Source organism: Streptomyces curacoi, from assembly GCF_001513975.1.
Taxonomy (GTDB): Bacteria; Actinomycetota; Actinomycetes; order Streptomycetales; family Streptomycetaceae; genus Streptomyces; species Streptomyces curacoi.
The window spans coordinates 808,661-832,799 of the sequence record NZ_KQ947984.1 but is presented as its reverse complement, the minus strand read 5'-3'; the positions used below and the strand labels follow the sequence as shown (position 1 = coordinate 832,799).

Here is a 24,139-nt window from a genome sequence, read left to right as displayed (position 1 = left end):
CGGAGGCGCAGCCACCCCCCATTCCCCGAGGAGAGATCCATGGCACGTGGACTCCTGCGATTTCTGCTGAGCGGCGGCGCGCTGGCCGCTCTGCTCACCGCCGCGCTGCCCGCGCAAGCGGCCCCGTCCCCGTCCGGCGGTTTCGACAACCCGCCCCCGGACAAGATCATCATCAAGGTCGCCACGGTGAACGGCTCCGGCTGCCCCCAGGGCACCACCGCCGTCGCCGTCTCCGAGGACAACACCGCCTTCACGGTGACCTACAGCGACTACCTCGCCCAGGCCGGCGGGAACTCCGACCCCACGGCCTTCCGCAAGAACTGCCAGCTCAACCTGGTCGTGCACGTCCCGCAGGGCTTCACCTACGCCATCGCCAGCGCCGACTACCGCGGCTTCGCCTCCCTGCAGCCCGGGGCGAGCGCCGTGCAGAGAGCCTCGTACTACTTCCAGGGCTCACCGAACACGGCGTACCGCAACCACCCCTTCAGCGGTCCCCTCAGCGACAGCTGGCAGGCCACCGACAGCACCGAGTGGGCCCAACTGGTCTGGGCGCCCTGTGGAGTTCAGCGCAACTTCAACATAAACACCGAACTGAGGGTCAACCTCGGCACGTCCGCGCCGGACAAGGTCAGTTTCATGACCATGGACTCGACCGACGGTGACATCAGCACGGTGTACCACCTGGCGTGGAAGGAGTGCCCGGGCAAGTAGTGGCGCCGGTACGCAGGCGCGTCCGTACGTAGTTCCGCCGACGCCGTGGGCTCCGGTCCGCTGTCGTGATCGGGGCCCACGGTGGGAGCGGAAACGAGATGTCAGCCCTGTTCGACACCCAGGGTCAGCGTTACCGCGTAGCCGGCGGAGGGGAAACCACCCAGTGCCGTGAGGGTCGGAATGGCACGGCACCGTAGGCGGGCATGCTGTTGATGGGCTGCCAGTCAGGCAAAGTGACGGTACGTCACCTCCTGTACGGCTGCGTGATCACGACGTTCGGGGTGCAGCGATGGCGGCTGGTGCCAACGGCTCTCTAACGTTGGGGCATGACCGACAACCGGATCGAACTGGCCGACGCCGTGCAGGCGGTAAGGGACCAACTGATCACCGCGGCGGCTCGTTCGGCCGGGCAGGACGTGACGTTCGAAGTGGGCGATATCGAGCTGGAGTTCAGCGTCGAGCTGCGCAAGGAGGTCGCGGGCGGCGTCAAGGTGAAGGCGTGGGTGGTGGAGGCCGGGGCCGATGGGGGTGGTGGTACCACCCGGACTCATCGGGTCGCGGTGACGCTCAGGGCGGTGGACTCGCAGACCGGCCGGCCGTGGAAGGTGCGGAACGAGAGCCGGGGAAGCCTCGGACGGTTCGGCGGAGGTGATGACGGGCGGTGATCGGGGGGAGGGCCCTGGGCCGCGTTGTCGTGGTGTGGGGCGACAGCAGCCAGGGGAGTGGGGTGCTGCTCGACCGGCGGATGGTGCTCACAGCGTGGCACGTCGTGGCGGACAGCAATGTCGTCGAGGTGATCCATCCTTCGTCGGGCAAACCGGTGTCCTGTCACCTCGGTTGGGCGGACAAGGCGCACGACATGGCAGTGCTGATCGCGGCGACGGACGTGATCAGCGCCGAGCGTGCTGCGCCCCTGGGCCGTATCAGAATCGGCAAGGTCGGCACCGGGTCCCCGCTGCCGTACTGCCAGATCGTCGGTTTCCCCCAGATCCAGCGCTACGGGGAGCGCGGCGAGGACCTGGAGTACGACCAGTACAGCGTGCGCGTGCTGCCGATGGCCGGCCGGATGAAGGGTGCTCTCACCTGCGAACTCGACCGATCGACAGTCGACGAGCGGGGTTCGAGGACCTCACCTCTGCGCGGACTGTCCGGCGCTCCGGTCTTCGCCGGCCCTGTGTTGCTCGGCGTGGTGACCCAGGTGCCTCAGGGCCGCCGACACCTCAGGATCGAAGCGTTCGCGATGGCGGACGTCGCCGCCCTGGAGGTTTTCGGACCCACTGGCATCTGCCTGGAGGAGATCACCGAGGTCCACCCCCAAGACGAACACTTCGAGGTCCGGTACGCGAGGGATCTGAGCTCCCAGTACCGCAAGACCGAGATCTTCGGCATCGAGGAGCTCGGCCGGAGCGAATCGCGTTGGGACCTCGACACCGCCTATCTGAGCCTGCGGGCCGAGGCCGTCCAGCCCCTGTCCTCGTTCCCGGTCTCGCAGCTCCGCAGTCCGGCGTCGGACGGCGCCCAACGTATCGACATGCTGCTGACCGACCGGCCCCGCGCCCTGCTGCGCGGCGAGGCCGGTGCCGGCAAGACAACCCTCGTCTGGTGGCTCGCCGCCCATGCCGCGAACGGCACCCTGAGCGACGAGCTCGCCGAACTGAATGGTCTCGTCCCCTTCGTCATCCCGCTGCGCGAGGTGCACGCACGCGGTGGACACTTCCCCACGGTGTCGGAGCTGCTCTCCGCCGGGCGGGTCATCATCGACGGCCAGCCCGACGGCTGGGTCCATCGGGTGCTGGAAGCACGTCGTGGACTCCTCCTGGTGGACGGCCTGGACGAGGTCCCGGCAGAGGAACGTGAGGAGGCCCGGCGCTGGCTTTGCACCCTCCTCGACCGCTATCCAGGCACGCGGTGCCTGGCAACCGTGCGCCCCAACGCGGTCGACAAGCAGTGGCTGGGCGGGGAACATTTCGCCGAGCTGACCCTCCTGCCCATGAGTGACGACGACATCCGCGCCTTCGTGCACGCCTGGCACAACGCCGCCCGCCTCGAAAGCGACCACCTCTACGGCGCCGGGCGTTGCAGTGAGGAACACGAGCTCCTCACCTCCCTGGAACAGGATCTGGTGCACCAGCTGGAGCGGAACACCGCGCTGCGCGACCTCGCCCGCACCCCGCTGCTGTGCGCCGTGATCTGTGCCCTGCACCGGCGTCGGCGCGGTCTGCTGCCCACCACTCGCTGGCAGCTCTACCGGGCCGCCCTCGCGATGCTCCTCGGCGGGCGGGACGCAGGGCGAGGCGTCCTCAACGCCGCTCGCGTCAGGCTGGACTCCGACGAACAGCACGCACTGCTCCAGCGCCTGGCCATCTGGCTGGTACGAACCGGGCAGCAGCAGATGACGCAGGCGCAGGCCCTTCAGCAACTGGGCCATGCCATAAGGGACATGCCCGGCATCCAGGAACAGGGATCGCCCGAGAAGATCCTGCGCTTCCTGCTCGACCGCAGCGGACTGCTCCAGGAACGGGCAGACGACGCGATCCAATTCATCCACCGTACGTTCCAGGACTTCCTGGCGGCCAAGGAGTTCCACGAGAGCGGCTATCTCCCGGAACTCTTCAAGCATGCCCGCAGTGAGGCCTGGCAGGACGTGATCGTACTGGCCGCTGGACACGCGGCACGTCCGGACGCCCGTCATCTCATCGGCACTCTGGTCGACCTCGGGGATGCCGCCGAGCAGCGGAAGGATCGGTACGCCCTCCACGTACTGGCGGCGCGGTGCGCGACCAACGTCCAGTCGCTGAACCCGGAGCTGATGGAGGCGGTGAAGGACCGGGTGGACGCGCTCATGCCGCCACGGGATCTTGAAGAGGTGGAGGATCTCGCCGGTTTGGGCGACTGGGTCGTGGCGCTGCTACCGGACGCGGAACAACTGCGTGAGCGCGTAGCCCCATACACGGTTCAGCTCCTCGCCCGGGTGCGCAGCGCGAAGGCGCGACAGAAGCTGAGGCAGTGCGTGTCACATCCTGAACCGCTCATCCGCAGCGAGGCCGCGAAGGCCTGGGACTTCCACCCTCTGGAGGAGTTCGTCAGTGAGGTGTTGGAGGGGGCTCATGTGCCCGATCTGCTGGTCCAGAAGCACGCGCAACTCGTTCGACTGCCTCGTCTGGGGCCTGTCGCCGGCCTCACGGTGAGGGGCTCCTACCCGTCGAAGGAATTGGACGCCCACCTTCCGGTGCGGCAACTGGAGTCCCTCACGATCCTGACCAACAAGGTGATACACAGTCTCGATTTCCTGCGTCGTCGAGTGGATCTGAGAAGCCTCGATCTACAGGAATGCACGAACATCCGGGATCTCTCCGTACTGCAGGACCTCGACCTGACTTCGCTCCGACTGACCGGAGCCGTCGCGGGAGGCCTCGTCGAGCCGCTTCCAGGCCTATGCCGACTGGAGGTGGGAATGGAAAGCATCGGACGGTTCGCGCTCCGCCTGGAGGAGTGGCCGAATCTGCGGGCGCTGTCGGTCGGGGGGTACGTCCCCAACCCGTCCTGGCTCCTCGCGACCGTGCGCCGCGCGCCCCGGCTCACCCGGATCGCGCTGGGAATCGGCTCCCTCCACGAACTGAAACCCGTGCGTCCGCTCCCGTGCATCGATCGACTGATGATCACCGGCTTGCAGGACCACACCGACATTGGACAGCTGCGCCGCGTCTTTCCCAACCTGAGGAAGCTGGCGCTGGGGATGGCGGCAGGCGGTTCCGCGCTCAAGCTGCGGGACCTGCAGGGCATGCCCGACCTCCAACTCGACATCTGGGGCGATGTCCCGGAGCGGGCCGACATCGAGGGAGCGGAAGCCTTCGGCGACCGGCTGCGATGCCATCCAGGCGCGGTGTACTAGAGGCGGGGAGCCGAACCTCCGGCAAACGTCCACACCAGAGCACCAGGAGTTCATGCTGGGCCCTGCCGTCCACCACCTCCCGGTCGCCGCGCGCCGTCTTGTCGCCGAAGTGTCCGTCTTGGAAACCGGGGCGCAACAGTCACGTACGCAGTAAGGCGGCAGGTCCCGTGAAGAAGTTGGCGTATTCGGTGACCCGGCGGTCATAGCGGTGAAGCCGGTCGCCGGAATGCGTCGTGCACCGCCCCGGTGCGGCTGGCCGTCTCCTTCTTCAGCGTGCTTTGATCCTGCGCACGGCTGGAGGCGTCGGGAATGGATTCCGGCCCGGGAATCGGGCAGTCACCACCGTTATTGCAGTATGTTCACGCGAAGGGAACCGCAGGTTATGAGCTTCACCTCTCAGGTTGAAACGGCTGAGATCGCCGACGCCGTCCTGGACAACATCTCCGGTGGTCAGGCGGGTGGCGCCTCCGCCGGTCTCGCGGGCACCCTCTCCGGTGGTGTCGCCGGTCTCTCCGAGTCCGTGACCGCCGTCGCTTGCGCCGATGTCTTCGCGGCGGTCTCGCCCGAGGGTGTCGCGCTGGGCGTGCACACGCACGCTGCCGCTCACTGACGAAACATGTGCGACGGGCCCTGGATCATTTGATTCCGGGGCCCGAATTCCTAGCCTTTCCTGCAGTGAGAGACAAACGCCCCCCAGGCTTCCGTCGAAAGCGCCAGCTGGCGTTCCTGCGGAGCCTTGGAGTCGCGTACGTGGATGATGGCGGGGGTGAGGGCGACCTCGACGCAGTCGCCATCGCCGCCGCTGCTGTAGCTGCTCTTGAACCAGGCCAGTTCGCTGGTGCTCATAGCTCTCCTCGCATCCGCTGCAACAGGCCCACGGAGTCTTCAGGGGTGAGAGCCTGCGAACGCATACTGGCATACCGCCTCTGGAGGACGCTGACCTCTTTTGGGTCGGAGATGAGCAGGCCGCCTCGCTGCCCCTCGCAGTAGGCGAACCACTTGTTCTCCGGTGTCTCCAGGAGTTGCATCGGGCCGTCAAGCCCCGAGTGCGTCTCCCGTACTGTCGGCATGATCTGAATCTCGACGTTCCGCAGTTCGGCGATCTCCAGCGCGTGGTCGATGAGCTCCCGCGTGACCTCCACACCACCCGTTCGCCGCCGGAACAGGTGCTCCTCCAAGATGAATGCGAACGCCGTGTTCGGCCGTTCCCGCAGCAGCTGTTGTCGTTCCGCCCGCGCCATCCACTGCGCCTCGATCTGCTCGTCGTTCAGCGGCGGAAGCTGGTTCGTGAACAACGTCCGCGCGTAAGCCTCTGTCTGCAACAACCCCGGAATCAAGCGGCACTCGTACGTGTACAGCGTGATCGCGGTCGCCTCCAACCGAGCCCACCGCCGAAACCAAGCCGCCAACCCCGGCTGCCGAGCCAGATGCAGCGCCGCCTTCTGCAAGGCCCCCGTGTTCCCCAACACCCCCTCTGCCCGCTCCGCGAACGTCGGATCCGGCATCCGCCGCCCCAACTCCACTGAAGCCACGGTGTGTTTGGACAATCCCACCCGATCCCCGAACTCTTCCCGGCTCAGCCCCACATGCTCCCGCAACGCCTGAACCACCGCCCCGAAGGTCCGCAGACTGTCCGACGACTCCGGTTCCCCACCCGTACCCACCACACCATCGACCACGGTCGGTCACCTCCCGCGCCCATGGTTACGGCCGGTGACGAGTACCGTCCACCCCGTAACCGCGTACGCTCTCGCACCGTACGCGCCACTCACCTGGTGAACTGCCCTCCGCAGGCGCCAGATTGTGCCCATGCCCGCACCGCTCACACCCCAGCCCTCGGTCACCGTACGTACGTTCACCCAGCGCCTCAGCGCCACCCCTCGCGGCGCCCGCCTGGCTCGGCACCTCGCCCTGGCCCAACTCCACACCTGGGGCATCCCGCACGGCAGCCGCGCCTCCGAGGCCGTCGCAGTGATCGTCGCCGAGCTTGCCGCCAATGCGGTCACCCACGGCCGGGTTCCCGGCCGTGACTTCGAGCTGCGTCTGTCGCTCCCCACGGGCAGCGTCCGCATCGAGATCAGTGACACCCGTACCGAACCCCGCCCTCCGAAACCCGGCGAGGTACATCCTCCACATCCGCTCGACGAACACGGCCGCGGTCTCGTTCTCGTCGAGGCGCTGGCCGATCGGTGGGAGGTGCTGGACCGGGAGCCACCCGGCAAAACCGTCCGTGCGGAGGTCGACGTGCCGGGATGGCTGTCCTTGACGGGCCGGGGTGGTCGGACCTTGCTCAGAAGTCGTCAGGCAGGGTGCAGTTGACCTCGCTGCCGTACTCGTAGAGGTTGAGGACCTGACTGGTGGCGCCGACGACCACCTGGATGTTCTCGCCGCTCTTGCGTCGGCCCCTGATCGTGATCTCCTTGGGGGCGGCGTCGCAGCTGACCGTCTCGTACTGCCAGCTGCCCCCGGAGGTCTTGTACCCGAAAGTCGCGTACTGGGTGGTCAGCGCACCGGGGCCGCTGTAGCCCGTCAAGGCGCCCTGGATGACATAGCCGGTGGGCCCGTCCGACCTGGCGGTACCGTTGAACCGGACGTCATACTTGGTGTTCCCCTTCGAATCCTCGCTCGTGTACGTGGGGTTGAGATCCTGCGGCTGCCCGCCGGCCGTGACGATCGCCTTGTCCCCGTAAGTGAACTGGCCGCTGAGCCCGGTGTTCACCCCAACCCGGAAATCCACCGTCTCGTTCTTGGCGCGAGTTCCCTTGCCCTCGACCTTTAAGACATTCTCGCTGTAGTCGGCGATCGCGAGTTCCTTGTAGGTGTACTCGGCCGATGTGCCGCCGTGCCCGAGCGCGACCATGCTCTTGAAGTTCGTACGTGATCGGTCGAGCTTGCAGGTGACCTTGAGCGTGCCGGAGAACGTGTACCCGGTGGGGCCGTCCGGAGCCACCATCCCCTCGAAGGACGCCTGCGCATAGCTGTCCCTGAATTGCACCTTGACCTCTGCCATGTCCAGCCCTATCTCTTTGAGTTCCGCTCCCCTGTGGTAACGGGGGGCAACGGCGAGTTGACGCTACGCGATCATGATGTTGGCGGGTAGGCGTCAATCAAGCCTTCGCTCGATCGGGTGAACGTCACCGGCTGCTTCGTGGCGTGGACTGCTGTTGCTGCGCAAACCATTGACGCGCAAGGGGTTCGATTCTACGGTCCGTTCGAACTTGCGAGCGTCGTTCGAAATGTCGGACGTAGCGCACCCCCACCCCGCAAGGAGGACCCGCGTGAGCCGCACCTCTCGCACTCTCCGCAAGAGGACCACTCTGTTCGCCCTCCCCGCCGCCGCCCTGCTCGCCCTCATCCCCTCCACCGCGTCGGCCTACCCCAACCCCGGCCGGGTCACCGGCTCGGTCGTCACCCATGACCCGTCGATGATCCGCACCTCCTCCGGTCAGTACCTGCTGTACGCCACCGGCGGCGGCATCGCCAGCAAGACGTCGTCCGACCGGACGGCCTTCAGTGCCGGCGCCGACGCCTTCTCCTCCCGGCCGAGTTGGTGGCGCAACTACTCCTCCGTCCCCGAGGCCTGGGCGCCGGACATCTCGTACCACGGCGGCAAGTACCTGATGTACTACTCCGTCTCGAAGTTCGGCTCGAACACCTCGGCCATCGGACTCGCCACCTCCAGCACCGGCCGGCCCGGCAGCTGGACCGACCAGGGCGCCGTCTACACTTCCAGCTCCGCCAGCGACTACAACGCCATCGACCCGAACCTCTTCGTCGACGGCGACGGCAAGTGGTGGCTGTCCTTCGGCAGCTGGTGGACCGGGATCAAGATGATCCAGATCAATCCGTCCACCGGGAAGCAGCTCTCCTCCAACACCACCCGGTACTCGCTCGCCTCCCGCCCGACCGGCACCAAGGCCGTGGAGGCGCCCTTCATCGTCAAACGGGGCGGGTACTACTACCTCTTCGCGTCCTACGACACCTGCTGCGCCGGCACCAGCTCCACCTACAAGGTGAAGGTCGGCCGCGCCACCAGCGTCACCGGGCCGTACTACGACCGGAACGGCGTCTCGATGATGAACAACGGCGGGACGCCCGTCCTGGAGTCGCACGGCAGCGTCATCGGCCCCGGCGGACAGTCGATCATGAACGACGTCGACGGGGACCTGATCGTCTACCACTACTACGACGGCAACGACAACGGCACGCCCAAGCTGGGCATCAACCTTCTGAACTGGAGCAGCGGATGGCCCGTCGCCTACTGACCCTGCTGGCGGCTCTGCTGCTCGCGATCGGCCTCGGCCAGCCGTCCGCGAGCGCCGCCTCGTTCGCCAACCCGGTCAAGTCGGTCAAGGGCGCCGACCCCTGGATCTCGTACCACAACGGCAACTACTACCTGGTGACGACGAGTTGGACCGACGTCATCACCATCCGCAAGTCCACCACCCTCGCGGGGCTCTCCACCGCGCCCAGCGTGCAGGTGTGGAAGGGCGACGCCGCCTCGCGGTGCTGCAACATCTGGGCGCCCGAGCTGCACTTCCTCAACGGGCGCTGGTACCTGTACTACGTCGCCGGGCAGAACGTCACCGACTACAACCCGACGCAGCGCAGCCATGTGCTGGAGAGCGCCGGCTCCGATCCCATGGGGCCGTACACCTACAAGGGACAGCTCAGCAACGTGTGGATGCTCGACCCGAGCGTGCTGAACGTGGGCGGCCGGCTGTACATGCTGGGCAGCGCGATCACCGAGGGGACGCAGAACCTCGTCATCGCGCCGATGTCCAACCCGTACACCGTCAGCGGCGCCTACTCGACGATCTCGCGGCCGACGCACGCCTGGGAGCGGCAGGGCGGCACGGTGAACGAGGGCGCCGAGGTGCTGCAACGCAACGGACGCACGTTCCTCATCTACTCCGCCAGCGGCTGCTGGACGCCCGACTACAAGCTGGGCCAGCTGGAACTCACCGGCTCGAACCCGCTGTCCGCGTCGTCCTGGACGAAGAAGTCCACGCCCGTCTTCCAGCGCGATGACGCAGCCGGGGTGTACGGCCCCGGCCACAACGGCTTCTTCACCTCACCGGACGGCCGCGAGAACTGGATCGTCTACCACGCCAACGACTCCGCCTCCGAGGGCTGCGACAACGGGCGTACGACCCGGGCGCAGAAGTTCACCTGGAACTCCGACGGCACCCCGGACTTCGGCACCCCGGTGCGGCTGGGCGCGTCCCTCACCGGGCCCTCCGGAGAGCCGTCCAGCGCCTCCACGACGTACACGGTCGTCAACCGCGGCAGCGGCAAGTGCCTTGACGTGGCGGGCGGTTCGGCCGCGGACGGCGCCAATGTCCAGCAGTGGGCGTGCAGCGGCGGCAACAACCAGAAGTGGCGGCTGGAGGACCTCGGTGACGACACCCACCGGCTGGTCAACGTCGCCACCGGCAAGGTGCTCGACACCGAGAACTGCTCCTCCGCCGACGGTGCCGACCTGCGGCAGTGGTCCTGGCTGAACAACACCTGCCAGCGCTTCCGCTTCATCGCCACCGACGGTGGTTACGTGCGGATCGCCAACCAGGCCACGGGCAAGGTCGCCGACGTGGCGGACTGCGGGACGGCGAACGGGACGGATGTCCGCCAGTGGTCCTGGCTGGGCAACAACTGCCAACAGTGGCGCCTGAACCCGGCTTAGCCGCGGCGCTACCCGGCCGCGCCCATCCCCGCTGCGTTCGGCCAGCTCTGGCTGTTCGGCCACCCGGTCGCCGGGGCGGGCGTGAGCCCGGGAGCCGGCCCGGTCGTACCCCGAACCTGGGCGGCCGTAAGCCCGCCCCGGGCCGGCACCCCCGGCGGCGTGAGCCCGGGCATCGCCGCCGCGGCCGGCGCCACGGGCGACGGGAAGGGCATCGGCGCGGGCGGGGCGGGCGCGGGCGGGGCGGGCGCAGGGGTCGGGGCCGGAGCTGCCGCCGGGGCCACAGGAGCCGGTGCCGGCATGGGCATGCCCGCCCCCGGCATCGCCTGCGGCTGAGCCGCCGCAGGCATCCCGGCACTCATGGCCTGAGCGGCAAGGCCCTGCATACCGGCGCCGTTGGTGGAGCTGACCAGCCGGTCCACGGCCGCCGTACCCGAGCTGTAGTTGGTCCCTGTACCGAGCTCGGGTACGGCGGCTCCCCTCCTGGTCCCGTAGAGCACCTGTTCCAGGCCGGACACCAGGCGACGCACGTCCACCTGGGGGCGCACCACGAGACGCAGGAAGCGGCTGGACGAACCGATCTTGTTGCCGCACTCGCGGACCAGGATCCGGTGCTCGGTGAGCAGCCGGTCCCGGACCACGGTGCCTTCGGCGCCCACGGGGAGGCGTACGAAGAGGAAGTTGCCCTGGGACGGGTAGACCGTCAGGCCGGGCAGCGCGGAGAGCTGGCTGGCCATGTCCAGGCGGTCCCGGCGCACCTGCTGGAGGCTCTGCGCGTACTCGGGGCCGTGCTCCTTGAGCATGAACACCACGTGCTCCGCGAAGGAGTTGAGGTTCCACTTGGGCAGCATCGAGCGGACCATGCCGGCGAGGGCCGGGTTGGCGACCAGGTAGCCGAAGCGGATGCCGTGCAGGCCGAAGTTCTTGCCGAGGCTGCGCAGCACGATGACGTTCGGGCGCAGCATCGCCTCCTGGACGACCGACGGCTCCTGCTCGGCGTCCGCGAACTCCAGGAAGGACTCGTCGATGACGACCAGGTCCAGGTCGGCCATCGCGTCCATGAACTGCACGATGGCGTGCTTGTGCAGAAAGCCGCCGTCGGGGTTGTTCGGGTTGCAGATCACCGCCACCCGCGTCCCCCTGGCACGGATGAACTCGGCGTACTGGGCGAGGTCCAGGGCGAACCCGCTGGACTCCTGGAGCGGGAACATGTCGACCCGCTTGCCGGTCTCCATCGGCTGGTCGGTCCAGCGGCCGAAGGTGGGGACGGGGACGGCGAGGGACTCACGGACCAGCAGATGGTCGATCCAGGTGATCAGCTCGGTGGAGCCGTTTCCCATCGCCACGCACTGCGGCGGGAGCTGGAGCAGACTGCACAGCTCGGCCGTGATCGTGTCGGCGCTGCTCGGGTAGTACGTGATGATGTCCCGCAGCCTGGCCGCCATCTCCTCGAACATCGCGGGAGTGGGGAAGTAGGGGTTGCAGGGGATACAGAAGTCGACCGGACCGGCCCCGTCGCCGCCCTCCCGCGTCAGCGCCGCCATCGACGGGCTGTGCGCCGCGGTGCTGCGGAACAGCGAGGTGACGTTGTCGGCCATGGAACCTCCGTATGGGGCGGGCCCGGCGGGGACGACCGGGCCCGTCGTCTTGGGTGGCCCGCGCGGGGGAGCACGGGCCGCCCATACATACGGAGGCTGGGGTGGCGCTGTTCAACCACCGGGGAACCGGTGAGAACTTGTGTGCCACCTGTGAAGAACCGTCAGAAGCGACGTCCGGGCAGACTTCAGCAGGTGAACGAGTGGACCGTCGTCGAACGGTACGTCTGCCCCGGACGCAGCACCGTCGACGGGAACGACGGCTTGTTCGGCGAGTCCGGGAAGTGCTGCGTCTCCAGGCACAGCGCGTCACCCTGGCGGTAGGTGCGGCCGGAGGGGCCGACCAGGGTGCCGTCGAGGAAGTTGCCGGAGTAGAACTGCAGGCCCGGCTCCGTGGTCGCCATCCGCAGCGTGCGGCCGGAGGAGGGGTCCTTCAGGGTCGCGCACCACTCGGGACGCGGCGAGATGCCCTTGTCGAGCACCCAGTTGTGGTCGATGCCCTTGCCGTACAGCAGCTGCTGGTGGGCTTCGCGGATGTCCTCGCCGATCGCCTTGGTGCGGCGGAAGTCGAAGGGGGTGCCCGCGACGGGGGCCAGCTCACCGGTGGGGATGAGGCCCGAGTCGACGGGGGTGTAGCGGGACGCGGCGATCTTCAGCTGGTGGTTCTCGATCGTGCCGCTGCCCTCGCCGGCGAGGTTCCAGTACACATGGCTGGTGAGGTTGACGACCGTGGCCTTGTCGGTGGTGGCCTCGTAGTCGATGCGCCAGTCGCCGTGCTTGGTGAGGGTGTACGTCACCTTCACCTTGAGCGTGCCCGGGTAGCCCATCTCGCCGTCGACGGACGTGTAGTGCAGGTACAGGCCGACGTCCGAGCCCTTGGTGAACGGCTCGATGTCCCACACGTGCTTGTCGAAGCCCTTGGCGCCGCCGTGCAGGCTGTTCACGCCGTCGTTGACGTTGACCTGGTAGGTCTTGCCGTCGAGCGTGAACTGGCCCTTGCCGATGCGGTTGCCGTAGCGGCCGATCAGGGCGCCGAAGTACGGGCTCTTGGCGACGTAGTCCTCGATGTTGTCGAAGCCCAGGGAGATGTTGGCGTACCGGCCGCGGCGGTCCGGGACCTCCAGGGACTGCACGATGCCGCCGTAGGAGAGGACCTTCATGCGGGTGCCGCCGTTGGCCAGCGACCAGCTGTAGATCTTCGTGCCGTCGGCGAGCTTGCCGAAGAGCGACTTCACCGGCGTCCTGCCTCCCGTGGCCTGTGCGGTGCCGATGGTCGCGGCGGTGATCCCCGCCGCTGCGGCTCCGGCTATGACCGTACGTCTGCTCATGTCCATGTGCGGCTCCTGCTCAGGAAGTTGAACTGAAGTGGAAGGGCCCCGCCTTCCGGCGGGGCCCGAGGGGATTTACGAACCGACCTTCCGCTTGTTCCACACGTCGAAGCCGACCGCCGCCAGGAGCACCAGGCCCTTGATGACCTGCTGCCAGTCGGTGCCGATGCCGACGAGGTTCATGCCGTTGTTCAGCACGCCCAGGACCAGGCCACCGATGATCGCGCCGAGGACGGTGCCGACGCCGCCGCTCATCGACGCACCGCCGATGAACGAGGCCGCGATCGCCTCCAGCTCGAAGTTGAGGCCCGCCTTGGGCGAGGCCGCGTTGAAGCGGGCGGCGAAGACCAGACCCGCCAGGGCCGCGAGCATGCCCATGTTCAGGAAGACCAGGAAGGTGACCTTCTTGTCCTTCACACCCGACAGCTTGGCCGCCGGGAGGTTGCCGCCGATCGCGTAGATGTGGCGGCCGATGATCGCGTTGCGCATCACGTAGCCGAAGCCGACGAGCAGCACGCCGAGGACGAGCAGCACGATCGGGGCGCCCTTGTAGCTGGCCAGCAGCATCGTCAGCGTGAGGATGGCGGCGCCGATCGCGACGAGCTTCAGCAGGAACAGGTTGAAGGGCGGGACATCGAGGGCGAACTCCTGCTGCCGGCGGCGGTCGCGGAACTCCTGGAAGACCACGAACGCGATCATCGCGAAGCCCAGCAGCAGAGTGAGGTTGTGGTAGTTCGTGTTCGGACCGACCTCGGGCAGGAAGCCGTTGGCGACCTTCTGCAGCCCCTCCGGGAACGGGCCGAGGGTCTGGCCCTCCAGGAAGATCTCGGTCAGACCGCGGAAGATCAGCATGCCCGCGAGGGTCACGATGAACGACGGTATGCCGCCGTACGCGATGAAGAACCCTTGTACGGCACCCGCGAGGGCGCCGACGGCCAGGCACAGGAGGACGGCGACCGGCCATGGCATGTCGTTCCTGACCATGAACACGGCGGCCATCGCGCCGACGAACGCCGTCAGTGAACCGACCGACAGATCGATGTGGCCCGCGATGATGACCAGCATCATGCCGATCGCCAGAATCAGGATGTAGCTGTTCTGCAGCACCAGGTTGGAGACGTTGCGCGGCAGCAGCAGGTCGCCGTCGGTCCACACGGCGAACAGCACCACGATCAGGCCGAGGGCGATCAGCATGCCGTACTGACGCATGTTGCGGCGCATGCCGTCCATCACCAGCTGGAGCAGGCCGTCGCCCGCGGCCCCTCCGCTCTTGCCCGGCGGCGCGGGGGCCGGGGTCTTGGCGGTCACATCCGTGCTCATCGGGTTACCTCTTTGTCCTTAGTCATCTGACGCATCAGCGACTCCTGCGAGGCCTCGGCCCGCGAGAACTCGCCGGTCAGCCGCCCCGCGGCCATCGTGTAGATGCGGTCACACATGCCGAGCAGCTCCGGCAGCTCGGAGGAGATGAAGACGACCGCCTTGCCCTGGGCGGCCAGCTGGTCGATGACCGTGTAGATCTCGTACTTGGCACCGACGTCGATGCCGCGCGTCGGCTCGTCCAGGATCAGCACGTCCGGACCCGCGAAGATCCACTTGCTGAGGACGACCTTCTGCTGGTTGCCGCCGGACAGCTTGCCCACCGGCTCGAAGACGGTCGGCGCCTTGATGTTCATGGACTTGCGGAAGCCCTCGGCGACCTGCCGCTCCTCGTGCTCGTCGACCACGCCCCGCTTGGCGACCTTGCCCAGCGCGCTGAGCGAGATGTTGCGGTTGATGGTGTCGATGAGGTTCAGGCCGTAGTGCTTGCGGTCCTCGGTGACGTACGCGATGCCGTTCTTCACGGCCTCGGGGACGGACTTCGTACGGATCTCCTTGCCGTCCTTGAGGACCGTGCCGCCCGCGTACCGGCCGTAGGTGCGGCCGAAGACGCTCATCGCGAGCTCGGTGCGGCCGGCGCCCATCAGGCCCGCGATCCCGACGATCTCCCCGCGCCGCACGGTCAGTGACACATCGTCGACGACCTTGCGCTGCTGGTCGATCGGGTGGTGCACGGTCCAGCCCCGGATCTCCAGCGCGGGAGCCGCGCCCTCCTCCGGCTCGTGCGGGGTGCGCTCCGGGAAGCGGTGCTCCAGGTCGCGGCCCACCATGCCGCTGATGATCCGGTCCTCGGTGGTCTCCGGGGCCTTCACATCGAGCGTCTCGATGGTCTGGCCGTCCCGGATGATCGTCACCGAGTCGGCGACCTTGCGGATCTCGTTGAGCTTGTGGGAGATGATGATCGAGGTGATGCCCTGCTTCTTCAACTCCAGGATGAGATCCAGGAGTTTGCCGCTGTCCTCGTCGTTCAGGGCCGCGGTCGGCTCATCCAGGATGAGCAGCTTCACCTTCTTCGACAGCGCCTTGGCGATCTCCACCAGCTGCTGCTTGCCCACGCCGATGTCGGCGACGCGGGTGTCCGGGTGGTCGGACAGGCCGACCCGGCGCAGCAGCTCGGTGGCGTGCCGCAGGGTCTCCCGCCAGTCGATGAACCCGCCCTTGGCGTGCTCGTTGCCGAGGAAGATGTTCTCCGCGAGGGAGAGGAACGGCGACAGCGCCAGTTCCTGGTGGATGATGACGATGCCGCGCTGCTCGCTCGCCCGGATGTCCTTGAACTCACAGACCTCACCTTCGAAGAGGATGTCCCCTTCGTAGGTGCCGTGCGGGTGGACGCCGGAGAGGACCTTCATCAGGGTCGACTTACCGGCGCCGTTCTCCCCGCAGATGGCGTGGACCTCGCCCTGCTGGACGGTCAGCGTGACGTCCGACAGCGCCTTGACGCCGGGAAAGGTCTTGACGATCGAGCGCATTTCCAGGACGGGTCCCGCCATGGTCGTGCCTTCCAATCAGAGTGTGCCGGCGGTTACTTGAGGTCGCTTTCCTTGATGTAGCCGGAGTCGACGACCGTCTCCTTGTAGTTGTTCTTGTCGACGCTGACCGGCGTGAGCAGGTAGGCCGGGACGACCTTGGCGCCGTTGTCGTAGGTCTTGGTGTCGTTGACCTCGGGCTTCTTCTTGTTGAGCACCGCGTCGACCATGTTCGAGGCCACCTTGGCGAGCTCACGGGTGTCCTTGTAGACGGTCATCGACTGCTCGTCGGCGATGATCGACTTCACCGAGGCCACCTCGGCGTCCTGACCGGTGACGATGGGCAGCGGCTTGCTCTTGGAGCCGTAGTCGTCGGACTTCAGCGCCGAGAGGATGCCGATGGAGATGCCGTCGTACGGCGAGAGGACCGCGTCGACGCGCTCGCTCTTGTAGGCCGAGGTCAGGATGTCGTCCATGCGCTTCTGGGCGGTGCCGCCGTCCCAGCGCAGGGTGGTGACCTGGTTCAGCGCGGTCTGCTTGGAGCGGACGACCAGCTGCTTCTTGTCGATGTAGGGCTGCAGGACGTTCATCGCGCCCTGGAAGAAGTAGCGGGTGTTGTTGTCGTCGTTGGAGCCGGCGAACAGCTCGATGTTGAAGGGGCCCTTCTTGGAGCCGTCCTTCAGGCCGAGCTTCTCGACGATGTAGTTGCCCTGGAGCTCGCCGACCTTCTCGTTGTCGAACGACGCGTAGTAGTCGACGTTCTTGGTGCCGAGGATGAGGCGGTCGTAGGAGATCACCGGGATGTTGGCGTCCGCGGCCTGCTGGAGCACGTTGTTCATCGACTTGTTGTCGATGGCCGCGACGATCAGCGCCTTGACGCCCTGGGTGATCAGGTTCTCGATCTGCGACACCTGCTGGTCGGGGTCGTCCTCGCCGTAGACCAGCTTGGTCTTGTAGCCCTTGGACTCCAGGTCCTTGACGACGTTGTTGCCGTCGGCGATCCAGCGCTCGGAGGACTTGGTCGGCATCGCGATGCCGATGGTGGCGCCCTTGGTGTCCCCGCCCTCCTCCTTGCTGCCGCCCTCACCGCTCTGGCCACAGGCCGTCAGGGTCAGGGCGAGGGAGGCGGCGGAGGCTATGGCGGCGAGTGCGGCTCTGCGAGTACGCATGATCATCATCCTTGATGTGGGTGGGGCAGGGCTCGGTCTGGCGGTGCGAGGACGCCTCCGAGGGGCGGTGTGCGGGTCGACCGAGGGTGTGTGGGATTGTGTTCGACTGCGTCTTCTTTTGTGAAGGGGGTTTGCCCGGAACGTTATGCGGGAGTTTCGAATCGCTTCAGCGTCCCGGGCAGCCGTGAGCCGAGAGGTGCCATGTCGCCGTCCGCTCCGTGCCGCGCCAGCAGGTCCAGGGCGAGCCGGCCCCGCCGGACGCGTTCCTTGGCGGTGGCCAGCGTCAGGTCCCGCATGTGGTGGCCGTAGGGGTAGATGCCGGGGGCCTTGGACAGCCCGAACTTCAGGTAGAGCGGCGCGCCGCGTCTGATCAGCTCGGCGACCTCGTACATCCGCACATAGCCGCCGAGGTCGTCGGGGGCCTCGATGTACATGTCCATGGGGGCGCCGGACACCCGCCGGATCTCGGTGAGGTGGTCGAGCGTCAGATCGCTCGGCACGTTGATCGAGTCGGCGCCCAGCTGCTCGTACACGGCGTACGCGGCCGGGTTGACGGGACCGATCAGCGCGCTCGCCTTGAACGTCGTGTCGGCGGGGAGGATCCCGGCGGCCCGCGCCCGGTGCAGCGTCCACAGCACGCCCTCGTCGGCGACGAGCAGGCACTTGACGCCCAACTCCGTGGCGCGTACGGCGTCTTCGACGCAGCCGGCGACGGCGTCGTGGCCGCGGGCGCGCAGTCCGGCCCCCCGCGAGTCGGTGCGCGTGGACCCGCCGATGTCCCAGGTGCCGCGCGGGCCGGTGAACAGGCAGAGCTCGATGTCGCGCTCGGCGGTTGCCTCGACCATCTCGGTGATCTCGGCGTCGGTCAGCATCCACACGCCGCTGCCCTGGCTGATCCGGTGGATCGGCACGTCCAGTCGCGAGGCTTCCTTGAGGACGACGGCCAGCGCTTCGGGACCCTCGCACGAGGGGATCTCGGTGCGCCAGCGGCCGCCGCCCGGGAAGGTGTGGGGCGAGGCGTCGGCGGGGGAGAGGTCGGGCGCGCCCAGGCCGAGGGCGGCGAGCGCCTGCTCACCGGGTCGACGGGCTGCCGTGGCGGAAGCGTCGGTCACAAGCTGTCCTTTGTGTTCGATATTTCGGACGAGGTTCGCGGCTCAGGGCGCGGGGGGCTTGGGAGTACGCCGGTACGGAAGCCGTCAGGTTGCCCCCGTACCGGCGTACGTCTAGGGGTGAAGGAGGACCTTGCCCACCTTCGGATCACCGGACCCGACGAGCTCGATCGCCTGTGGGAACTCCTCCAGCGGCAGCTCGTGCGTGATCAGCGGCAGCGGATCGAGCAGCCCGGCCGCGAACACGCGCACCGTGTGTGCCCAGGCGTCCGGCGGCGCCCCGAAGACGGTGTGCACCTCCAGTTGCCGTACGACCAGATCCGTCGGGTCCAGGCCGTCGGCGCCCGGCGCCGGGATCCCGGTGAGGACCAGCCGCCCGCCCCGCCTCAGCAGTGCGGCGGAGGTGCGCGCGGCGTCGGCGGACCCGGCGGTCTCGATGACGACGTCGAAGTCGTCGGGGAGCTCCTGGTCCTTGGTGCGGAAGTCGGTCGCCCCGTACTGCCGCGACAGCTGCTCCCGGTCGTTGCGGGTGCCCACCACCAGCAGCTCGGCCGGCGAGCCCGCCTTCAGGAACTGGACGGCGAACATCCCGAGCGTCCCGGTGCCGACGACCGCCACCCGCTCGCCCGGCAGCGCGTTCGCCTTGATCGCCGCGGCGGCGATACAGGCGGCCGGCTCCAGCAGGGCGGCGGCGGTCAGGTCGGCGTCGTCCGGCAGGACGTGCAGCAGCCGGGCCGGCAGCGTGAGCGTGGCGGCCATGGCGCCGGGCTGGGTGAACCCGGTCTCCTCGTACCCCGCGGTGCACAGCGTGGTCTCACCGGCGTGGCAGCGGTCGCACACCTGGCAGTTGCGGAAGCCCTCACCGACGACCTTGCGGCCGACGAGGCTCCCGGGCACCCCGGCGCCGACCGCCTGGACGGTGCCGGACCACTCATGGCCGGGCGTGAGCGGGTAACGGACGTACCCCTCGGGCCGGTTGCCCTGGTACACCTCGCGGTCACTGCCGCAGATACCGACCGCGTGGACGCGGACCAGCGCCTCGCCGGGGCCGGGGTCACGAGGCGTGTGCTCGGTGAGCCGGTGCTCGCCGGGCGCCTCGATGACTACGGCGGTGTTCACTTGGTGGCCTTGGGCTTGCGCTGCTCCCAGCCCTCGGCCCACAGGTCGAAGCGGGCCTGCTGCTGCGGGAACTCGGCGGCGGCGTCGACGTCGAGCTCGACACCGAGGCCCGGCGCGTCGGAGAGGTGGAAGTACCCGTCGACCACCTGCGGGGCGCCCTTGACGACCTTCTTGATCTCCGCGTCGGCGAAGTCGTTGAAGTGCTCCAGGATCTTGAAGTTCGGCGAGGTGAAGCCGACCTGGAGGGAGGCCGCGGTGAGCACGGAGCCGCCCACGTTGTGCGGCGCTACCAGCATGTAGTGGGTCTCGGCGGTCGCGGCCAGCTTGCGCGTCTCCCAGATGCCGCCGATGTGGCCGACATCGGGCTGGATGATGTCGACGGCCTGGCTCTCGAAGAGCTCACGGAACTCGATGCGATCGTGGATGCGCTCACCGGTGGCGACCGGAATGTCGACCTTGGCGGCGACCTTCTCCAGCGCCTTCAGGTTCTCCGGCGGGCACGGCTCCTCCAGCCAGGCCGGCTTGAACGGGGCCAGCTCCTTGGCGAGGCGGACGGCGGTCGCGGGGGAGAAGCGGCCGTGCATCTCCAGCATCAGCTCGGCCTCCGGGCCGATGGCGTCGCGGACGGCCTCGATGAGGGAGACGGCGTAGAGGGTCTGCTCGTGGTCGAGCTCGAAGTGGCCGGTGCCGAACGGGTCGATCTTGAGCGCCTTGTAGCCGCGCTCCATGACGCCCTGGGCGGCCTTGTGGTACGCCTCCGGGGTCCGCTCGGTGGTGTACCAGCCGTTGGCGTACGCCTTGACCTTGTCGGTGACCTTGCCGCCGAGGAGCTGCCAGACCGGCACGCCCAGGGCCTTGCCCTTGATGTCCCAGCAGGCCATCTCGATCACGGCGATCCCGGACATCACGATCTCGCCGGCGCGCCCGTAGTCGCCGTACTTCATCCGCTTGACGAGGTCTTCCACGGCGAACGGGTCCGAACCGAGAATGTGGTTGGCCTCGGCCTCCCGCAGATAACCGATCAGCGCGTCGGTGTGGCCCAGCATCCGGGTCTCGCCGACTCCGGTGATGCCCTCGTCGGTGTGCACCTGGACGTATGTCAGGTTGCGCCACGGCGTCCCGACCACATGTGTGCTGATTCCGGTGATGCGCACGGCAATTGCCCCTTGCTGCGTCGTCGGCTCATTTGACGTTGCATCCGAGCATGTTCGATATTTCGGCACACGTTCGAAATGCTGACGTGACAGTAGGGAGGCGGCGCCGGGAGTGTCAATGGGTCGCACGCATAACGGTTTCGACACTGCTTTCGATACGGATTTCGGTCGGCCGGTCACGGAGTGAGGGGGGCGTGTCTGGCGTGTCCTGGCATATCCCTCAACTCGGTATGCCGGAACGGATGGTTCCCTACAGAACTTTCACAGCTGTGACTATCAACCGTGCCCGTGCGGAACCTAGTCTTCCCGCGTCATGGACTACTGCCACCCGTGCCGACGGCACCTGAATGGCGCCCTCGCCTGCCCGGGGTGCGGCGCCACCAGCGAAGCGCTCCGCGCGTACGCGGGCGCCCCGCCCGAGGCGTACCCGCAGATGGCCCAGCGGGCGGTGGGGGGGCCCGCGGGGGCCGCGGGGGGCCAGGGCGCCTATGAGGGCTACGAGGGGCAGTACGGCGGCGGCTACGCGGGCGGGAGCTACGAAGGCGGGGGCTACGAGGCCGAAGGTCACCACGCGGAGGGTTACGGGGCCGAGGGCTCCGAAGAGGCCGCAGGGGCCGCGGACGACGTGCGGACCGCTGATGCCGCGGCGGAGGTGTCGGAGGCGGCGCCGGTCGGCGGACGGGCCGCCCGCAGGGCCGCACAGCGGCGAGGCCGAGGGCGGGGGCGCGGTCGCGACGAGTACGTCGAGCGCGATGAGTACGCCGAGTACGACGAGTACGACGAGGAAGACGACGGCGACCCGGACGAGGAGTCCGCGTCCGGGGGCGCGAGCCGTCGCGATCGCAAGGCCGCCGCGCATCGGCGGCGCCGTCGCCGGACCCTGCTCATCGCCGCGGGCTTCGTCCTGGCCGCGGGTGGTCTGAGCCTCGCGGAACTCGGTATGGACGCCCCGGGCAGCAGTCCGAAGCCGGCCGCGGCCGGGGATGAGTCGGCGGAGGGCGCGGCGTCGGAAGAGGTGACCGCGTCACCGGAGGCGACGGACGGGACTACGGGGACGGACGCGAGCGCTCCGTCGTCGGACCCCTCGGCCTCTCCCTCGGCCTCGGAGTCGCCGAAGGACGAGGACAAGAAGAAGGACGAGGACAAGGACAAGGAAGCGGACAAGGAGGCCCAGTCGTCGTCGACGGCGGGCGACGGCTCCGGCGCGTCCACCTCGGCCCCCACGCCCACGGCGGAGCCCGAGACCCCCGCCCCGACGGTCGAACCGACCACCTCGGTGCCGAGCCCGGACCCGACGCCGACGGAGACGTGCGAGCGGTTCCTGTGGTGGTGCACCTGACGTGCGTCGGTGGTGCACCTGACGTGCGTCGGTGGTGCTACCTGACGTGCGCCTGACGTGCGCCCGTGGTGCACCTGAGACGTTCGCCTTCGCGAAGGCGCCCCTATGTGCCGGTCGCCAGCATCCGCCGCAGCAGATCCCGCAGGGCCAGCCGTTCGTCCTCCGACAGTCCCGCCAGCGGCTCCCGGGCGAACCGGAGTGAGTCCCGCAGACTGCGGGCCACCTGCCGGCCCTCCTTCGTCGCCGCCGCGAGCTTGACCCGCCGGTCCGCCGGGTCCGGGCGGCGCTCCACCAGGCCGCGCGACTCCAGCCGGTCCACGATGCCCGTAACGTTCGACGGCTCGCACCGCAGCCGCTGCGCCAGCTTGCGCATCGGCAGCGGCTCCAGCGACAGCAGGCTCAGCAGCCGTGCCTGCGCGCCGGTCAGCGCGTGCTCGGCGGCTGCCTCCTCGTACTCCTGGTGGTAGCGGGCCACGACCGAGCCGATGAGGTCGACGACTTCGAGGGTCAGCTCATCGGGGCGGCGGGTGTCGTGTGGAGTGGCCATGGTCTCAGGGTACCCCGGTTACTTGACATCCTGAAATATTCAGGAGCATGGTTGTTTCAGGTTCTGAAGTAAATCGGAAAGGCACCTCCCATGAGCAACCGCGAATGGCACCTCCTCTCCCGCCCCGTCGGCTGGCCCAAGCCGGAGGACTTCGCCCTGGTCGAGGCGGAGGTCCCCACGCCGGGTGAGGGCCAGGTCCTGGTGCGGAACAAGTACCTCTCCGTCGACCCGTACATGCGCGGCCGGATGAGTGCCGCCAAGTCGTACGTCGCCCCCTTCGAGCTGGGCAAGGTCATGCAGGGCGGCGCCGTCGGCGAGGTCGTCGAGTCCAACGCCGAGGGCATCGCCGTGGGCGACCACGTCCTGCACTTCTTCGGCTGGCGCGAGTACGCCGCCGTGGACGCCAAGCACGCCGTCAAGGTCGACGCGGACGCGGCGCCCCTGTCCACCTACCTCGGCGTCCTCGGCATGACCGGCCTCACCGCCTACGCCGGTCTGCTGCGCACCGCCGCCTTCAAGGAGGGCGACGCCGTGTTCGTGTCGGGCGCCGCAGGCGCGGTCGGCAGCCAGGTGGGCCAGATCGCCAGGCTGAAGGGCGCCTCGCGGGTCATCGGGTCCGCCGGGTCCGACGAGAAGGTCAAGCTCCTCGTGGAGGAGTACGGGTTCGACGCCGCCTTCAACTACAAGAACGGCCCGGTGAGCGGCCAGCTGCGCGAGGCCGCCCCCGACGGCGTCGACGTCTACTTCGACAACGTCGGCGGGGACCACCTCGAGGCGGCCATCGGCTCGCTCAACCAGGGCGGCCGGATCGCCGTCTGCGGCATGATCTCCGTCTACAACAACACCGAGCCCGCCCCCGGCCCGCGGAACCTCGCCCGCCTCATCCAGACCCGCGGCCGCATCGAGGGCTTCCTGGTCGGCGACCACTACGACCTGCAGCCGCAGTTCGTCCAGGAGGTCGGCCCCTGGGTGGCCTCGGGGCAGCTCAAGTACCGCGAGACCGTGGTCGAGGGCATAGAGAACAACCTGGAGGCGTTCCTCGGGGTCCTGCGCGGTGACAACACCGGGAAGATGATCGTCAAGCTGTAGGTCTGTCCGCGAGGGCTGTCTGTCCGCGAGGGCTGTGCTGGATTTCCGGCATGCGGTAACTTCTTTCCGAATTCCGTCGCGATCGTGGGCGCGAGTCGCGGCGGACCGAGGAGGAAGACAACCGCATGTCCATCCAGCACTCCGACGTCCTGTACACCGCCGTCGCCACCGCCGAGAACGGCCGTGACGGCCGGGTCGCCACCGACGACGGCAAGCTCGACGTCGTCGTGAACCCGCCCAAGGAGATGGGCGGCAGCGGCGCCGGCACCAACCCGGAGCAGCTCTTCGCCGCCGGCTACAGCGCCTGCTTCCAGGGCGCCCTGGGCGTCGTCGCACGCCAGGAGAAGGCCGACATCTCCGGTTCGACCGTCACCGCGAAGGTTGGCATCGGCAAGAACGACGACGGATTCGGGATCATCGTGGAGATTTCGGCCCAGATCCCCAACGTCGACACGGAGACCGCCAAGGGCCTCGTCGAGAAGGCCCACCAGGTCTGCCCGTACTCGAAGGCGACTCGCGGCAACATCAGCGTGACGCTGGTCTGACGCGTTCGTTGCTACGACG

General features: G+C 68.1%; 22 protein-coding genes. 10 read left to right on the top strand and 12 right to left on the bottom strand.

The features are described 5' to 3' along the window. Positions 1-39: 39 nt before the first annotated feature. The 4 genes from AQI70_RS03720 (at position 40) to AQI70_RS03705 (ending at position 5,213) form a co-directional block, all read left to right on the top strand. Positions 40-711, top strand: a complete 672-nt coding sequence (locus AQI70_RS03720; RefSeq protein ID WP_062144007.1) for a DUF4360 domain-containing protein — start codon at positions 40-42, stop codon at positions 709-711. A gap of 326 nt (positions 712-1,037) precedes the next feature. Further along, on the top strand, positions 1,038-1,376 hold the full coding sequence (locus AQI70_RS03715) for a trypco2 family protein (RefSeq protein ID WP_062144004.1): 339 nt from the start codon (positions 1,038-1,040) through the stop codon (positions 1,374-1,376). After that, the gene (locus AQI70_RS03710) at positions 1,373-4,603 is read left to right on the top strand and encodes an NACHT domain-containing protein (protein WP_063801545.1); all 3,231 of its coding nucleotides are present in this window, start codon (positions 1,373-1,375) and stop codon (positions 4,601-4,603) included. Before AQI70_RS03715 ends, AQI70_RS03710 begins: the two co-directional genes overlap by 4 nt. Positions 4,604-4,985: 382 nt before the next feature. Further along, positions 4,986-5,213 (top strand): hypothetical protein, encoded by a 228-nt coding sequence (locus tag AQI70_RS03705; protein ID WP_062143997.1) that lies wholly within the window; start codon positions 4,986-4,988, stop codon positions 5,211-5,213. Positions 5,214-5,263: 50 nt separating this feature from the next. On the opposite strand, the gene AQI70_RS03700 is transcribed toward AQI70_RS03705, so the two are convergent. After that, positions 5,264-5,449, bottom strand: a complete 186-nt coding sequence (locus tag AQI70_RS03700; RefSeq protein ID WP_062143994.1) for a DUF397 domain-containing protein — start codon at positions 5,447-5,449, stop codon at positions 5,264-5,266. Then, positions 5,446-6,282, bottom strand: a complete 837-nt coding sequence (locus AQI70_RS03695) for a helix-turn-helix domain-containing protein (RefSeq protein ID WP_062143991.1) — start codon at positions 6,280-6,282, stop codon at positions 5,446-5,448. The genes AQI70_RS03700 and AQI70_RS03695 overlap by 4 nt, the downstream gene beginning before the upstream one ends. Positions 6,283-6,412: 130 nt before the next feature. On the opposite strand from AQI70_RS03695, the gene AQI70_RS03690 reads away from it, so the two are divergent. Further along, a complete protein-coding gene (locus AQI70_RS03690; protein WP_062143988.1) occupies positions 6,413-6,922 on the top strand; it encodes an ATP-binding protein in 510 nt (169 codons plus the stop codon). Here the strand turns inward: AQI70_RS03690 and AQI70_RS03685 are convergent. Beyond that, on the bottom strand, positions 6,894-7,613 hold the full coding sequence (locus AQI70_RS03685; protein ID WP_062143986.1) for a hypothetical protein: 720 nt from the start codon (positions 7,611-7,613) through the stop codon (positions 6,894-6,896). The two genes, AQI70_RS03690 and AQI70_RS03685, sit on opposite strands and share 29 nt — an antisense overlap. Positions 7,614-7,881: 268 nt before the next feature. Here AQI70_RS03685 and AQI70_RS03680 point away from each other — a divergent pair, with 268 nt between their 5' ends. Beyond that, positions 7,882-8,868 carry an arabinan endo-1,5-alpha-L-arabinosidase gene (locus tag AQI70_RS03680; RefSeq protein WP_062143983.1) on the top strand — a complete coding sequence of 329 codons (987 nt, stop codon included), beginning with the start codon at positions 7,882-7,884 and terminating at the stop codon, positions 8,866-8,868. Next, on the top strand, positions 8,850-10,286 hold the full coding sequence (locus AQI70_RS03675) for a family 43 glycosylhydrolase (RefSeq protein ID WP_062143979.1): 1,437 nt from the start codon (positions 8,850-8,852) through the stop codon (positions 10,284-10,286). The genes AQI70_RS03680 and AQI70_RS03675 overlap by 19 nt, the downstream gene beginning before the upstream one ends. Before the next feature lie 8 nt (positions 10,287-10,294). Here AQI70_RS03675 and AQI70_RS03670 read toward each other — a convergent pair whose 3' ends face one another. From AQI70_RS03670 to AQI70_RS03635, 8 genes are all read right to left on the bottom strand, one after another. Further along, positions 10,295-11,881, bottom strand: a complete 1,587-nt coding sequence (locus AQI70_RS03670; protein WP_062143976.1) for a pyridoxal phosphate-dependent aminotransferase — start codon at positions 11,879-11,881, stop codon at positions 10,295-10,297. A gap of 185 nt (positions 11,882-12,066) precedes the next feature. Next, the gene (locus AQI70_RS03665) at positions 12,067-13,212 is read right to left on the bottom strand and encodes an aldose epimerase family protein (RefSeq protein ID WP_062143972.1); all 1,146 of its coding nucleotides are present in this window, start codon (positions 13,210-13,212) and stop codon (positions 12,067-12,069) included. A gap of 69 nt (positions 13,213-13,281) precedes the next feature. Further along, positions 13,282-14,526, bottom strand: coding sequence for a multiple monosaccharide ABC transporter permease (gene mmsB / locus AQI70_RS03660; protein ID WP_062143969.1), 1,245 nt, complete (start codon positions 14,524-14,526; stop codon positions 13,282-13,284). Next, positions 14,523-16,073 (bottom strand): multiple monosaccharide ABC transporter ATP-binding protein, encoded by a 1,551-nt coding sequence (gene mmsA, locus AQI70_RS03655; RefSeq protein ID WP_062145044.1) that lies wholly within the window; start codon positions 16,071-16,073, stop codon positions 14,523-14,525. Before mmsA ends, mmsB begins: the two co-directional genes overlap by 4 nt. 32 nt (positions 16,074-16,105) lie before the next feature. Beyond that, positions 16,106-17,218, bottom strand: coding sequence for a multiple monosaccharide ABC transporter substrate-binding protein (gene chvE / locus AQI70_RS03650; protein ID WP_425264597.1), 1,113 nt, complete (start codon positions 17,216-17,218; stop codon positions 16,106-16,108). Positions 17,219-17,361: 143 nt separating this feature from the next. Next, entirely contained in the window at positions 17,362-18,330 is a 969-nt protein-coding gene (locus tag AQI70_RS03645; RefSeq protein ID WP_062143964.1) for a hypothetical protein, read from the bottom strand. Positions 18,331-18,441: 111 nt separating this feature from the next. Beyond that, positions 18,442-19,446: a zinc-dependent alcohol dehydrogenase gene (locus AQI70_RS03640; protein ID WP_062143962.1), complete on the bottom strand. Its 1,005-nt coding sequence runs from the start codon at positions 19,444-19,446 to the stop codon at positions 18,442-18,444. Beyond that, positions 19,443-20,600 carry a mandelate racemase/muconate lactonizing enzyme family protein gene (locus AQI70_RS03635; protein ID WP_062143959.1) on the bottom strand — a complete coding sequence of 386 codons (1,158 nt, stop codon included), beginning with the start codon at positions 20,598-20,600 and terminating at the stop codon, positions 19,443-19,445. Before AQI70_RS03635 ends, AQI70_RS03640 begins: the two co-directional genes overlap by 4 nt. Before the next feature lie 313 nt (positions 20,601-20,913). Between AQI70_RS03635 and AQI70_RS03630 the strand changes: the two genes are divergently transcribed. Next, the gene (locus AQI70_RS03630) at positions 20,914-21,939 is read left to right on the top strand and encodes an SCO2400 family protein (protein ID WP_062143956.1); all 1,026 of its coding nucleotides are present in this window, start codon (positions 20,914-20,916) and stop codon (positions 21,937-21,939) included. 103 nt (positions 21,940-22,042) lie between these two features. Here the strand turns inward: AQI70_RS03630 and AQI70_RS03625 are convergent, their stop codons facing one another. Next, positions 22,043-22,486: a MarR family winged helix-turn-helix transcriptional regulator gene (locus AQI70_RS03625; protein WP_062143953.1), complete on the bottom strand. Its 444-nt coding sequence runs from the start codon at positions 22,484-22,486 to the stop codon at positions 22,043-22,045. 90 nt (positions 22,487-22,576) lie between these two features. Here AQI70_RS03625 and AQI70_RS03620 point away from each other — a divergent pair, with 90 nt between their 5' ends. Next, on the top strand, positions 22,577-23,575 hold the full coding sequence (locus AQI70_RS03620; protein ID WP_062143950.1) for an NADP-dependent oxidoreductase: 999 nt from the start codon (positions 22,577-22,579) through the stop codon (positions 23,573-23,575). A gap of 125 nt (positions 23,576-23,700) precedes the next feature. Next, positions 23,701-24,120, top strand: a complete 420-nt coding sequence (locus AQI70_RS03615; RefSeq protein ID WP_062143948.1) for an organic hydroperoxide resistance protein — start codon at positions 23,701-23,703, stop codon at positions 24,118-24,120. The last annotated feature ends 19 nt before the right edge of the window (positions 24,121-24,139 follow it).

Coding starts and splice junctions, on each gene's coding strand:
- AQI70_RS03720 (WP_062144007.1), top strand. CDS start 40: ATGGCACGTGGACTCCTGCGATTTCTGCTGAGCGGCGGCGCGCTGGCC.
- AQI70_RS03715 (WP_062144004.1), top strand. CDS start 1,038: ATGACCGACAACCGGATCGAACTGGCCGACGCCGTGCAGGCGGTAAGG.
- AQI70_RS03705 (WP_062143997.1), top strand. CDS start 4,986: ATGAGCTTCACCTCTCAGGTTGAAACGGCTGAGATCGCCGACGCCGTC.
- AQI70_RS03700 (WP_062143994.1), bottom strand. CDS start 5,449: ATGAGCACCAGCGAACTGGCCTGGTTCAAGAGCAGCTACAGCAGCGGC.
- AQI70_RS03690 (WP_062143988.1), top strand. CDS start 6,413: ATGCCCGCACCGCTCACACCCCAGCCCTCGGTCACCGTACGTACGTTC.
- AQI70_RS03685 (WP_062143986.1), bottom strand. CDS start 7,613: ATGGCAGAGGTCAAGGTGCAATTCAGGGACAGCTATGCGCAGGCGTCC.
- AQI70_RS03675 (WP_062143979.1), top strand. CDS start 8,850: ATGGCCCGTCGCCTACTGACCCTGCTGGCGGCTCTGCTGCTCGCGATC.
- AQI70_RS03670 (WP_062143976.1), bottom strand. CDS start 11,881: ATGGCCGACAACGTCACCTCGCTGTTCCGCAGCACCGCGGCGCACAGC.
- AQI70_RS03665 (WP_062143972.1), bottom strand. CDS start 13,212: ATGGACATGAGCAGACGTACGGTCATAGCCGGAGCCGCAGCGGCGGGG.
- mmsB (WP_062143969.1), bottom strand. CDS start 14,526: ATGAGCACGGATGTGACCGCCAAGACCCCGGCCCCCGCGCCGCCGGGC.
- mmsA (WP_062145044.1), bottom strand. CDS start 16,073: ATGGCGGGACCCGTCCTGGAAATGCGCTCGATCGTCAAGACCTTTCCC.
- chvE (WP_425264597.1), bottom strand. CDS start 17,218: ATGCGTACTCGCAGAGCCGCACTCGCCGCCATAGCCTCCGCCGCCTCC.
- AQI70_RS03630 (WP_062143956.1), top strand. CDS start 20,914: ATGGACTACTGCCACCCGTGCCGACGGCACCTGAATGGCGCCCTCGCC.
- AQI70_RS03625 (WP_062143953.1), bottom strand. CDS start 22,486: ATGGCCACTCCACACGACACCCGCCGCCCCGATGAGCTGACCCTCGAA.
- AQI70_RS03620 (WP_062143950.1), top strand. CDS start 22,577: ATGAGCAACCGCGAATGGCACCTCCTCTCCCGCCCCGTCGGCTGGCCC.
- AQI70_RS03615 (WP_062143948.1), top strand. CDS start 23,701: ATGTCCATCCAGCACTCCGACGTCCTGTACACCGCCGTCGCCACCGCC.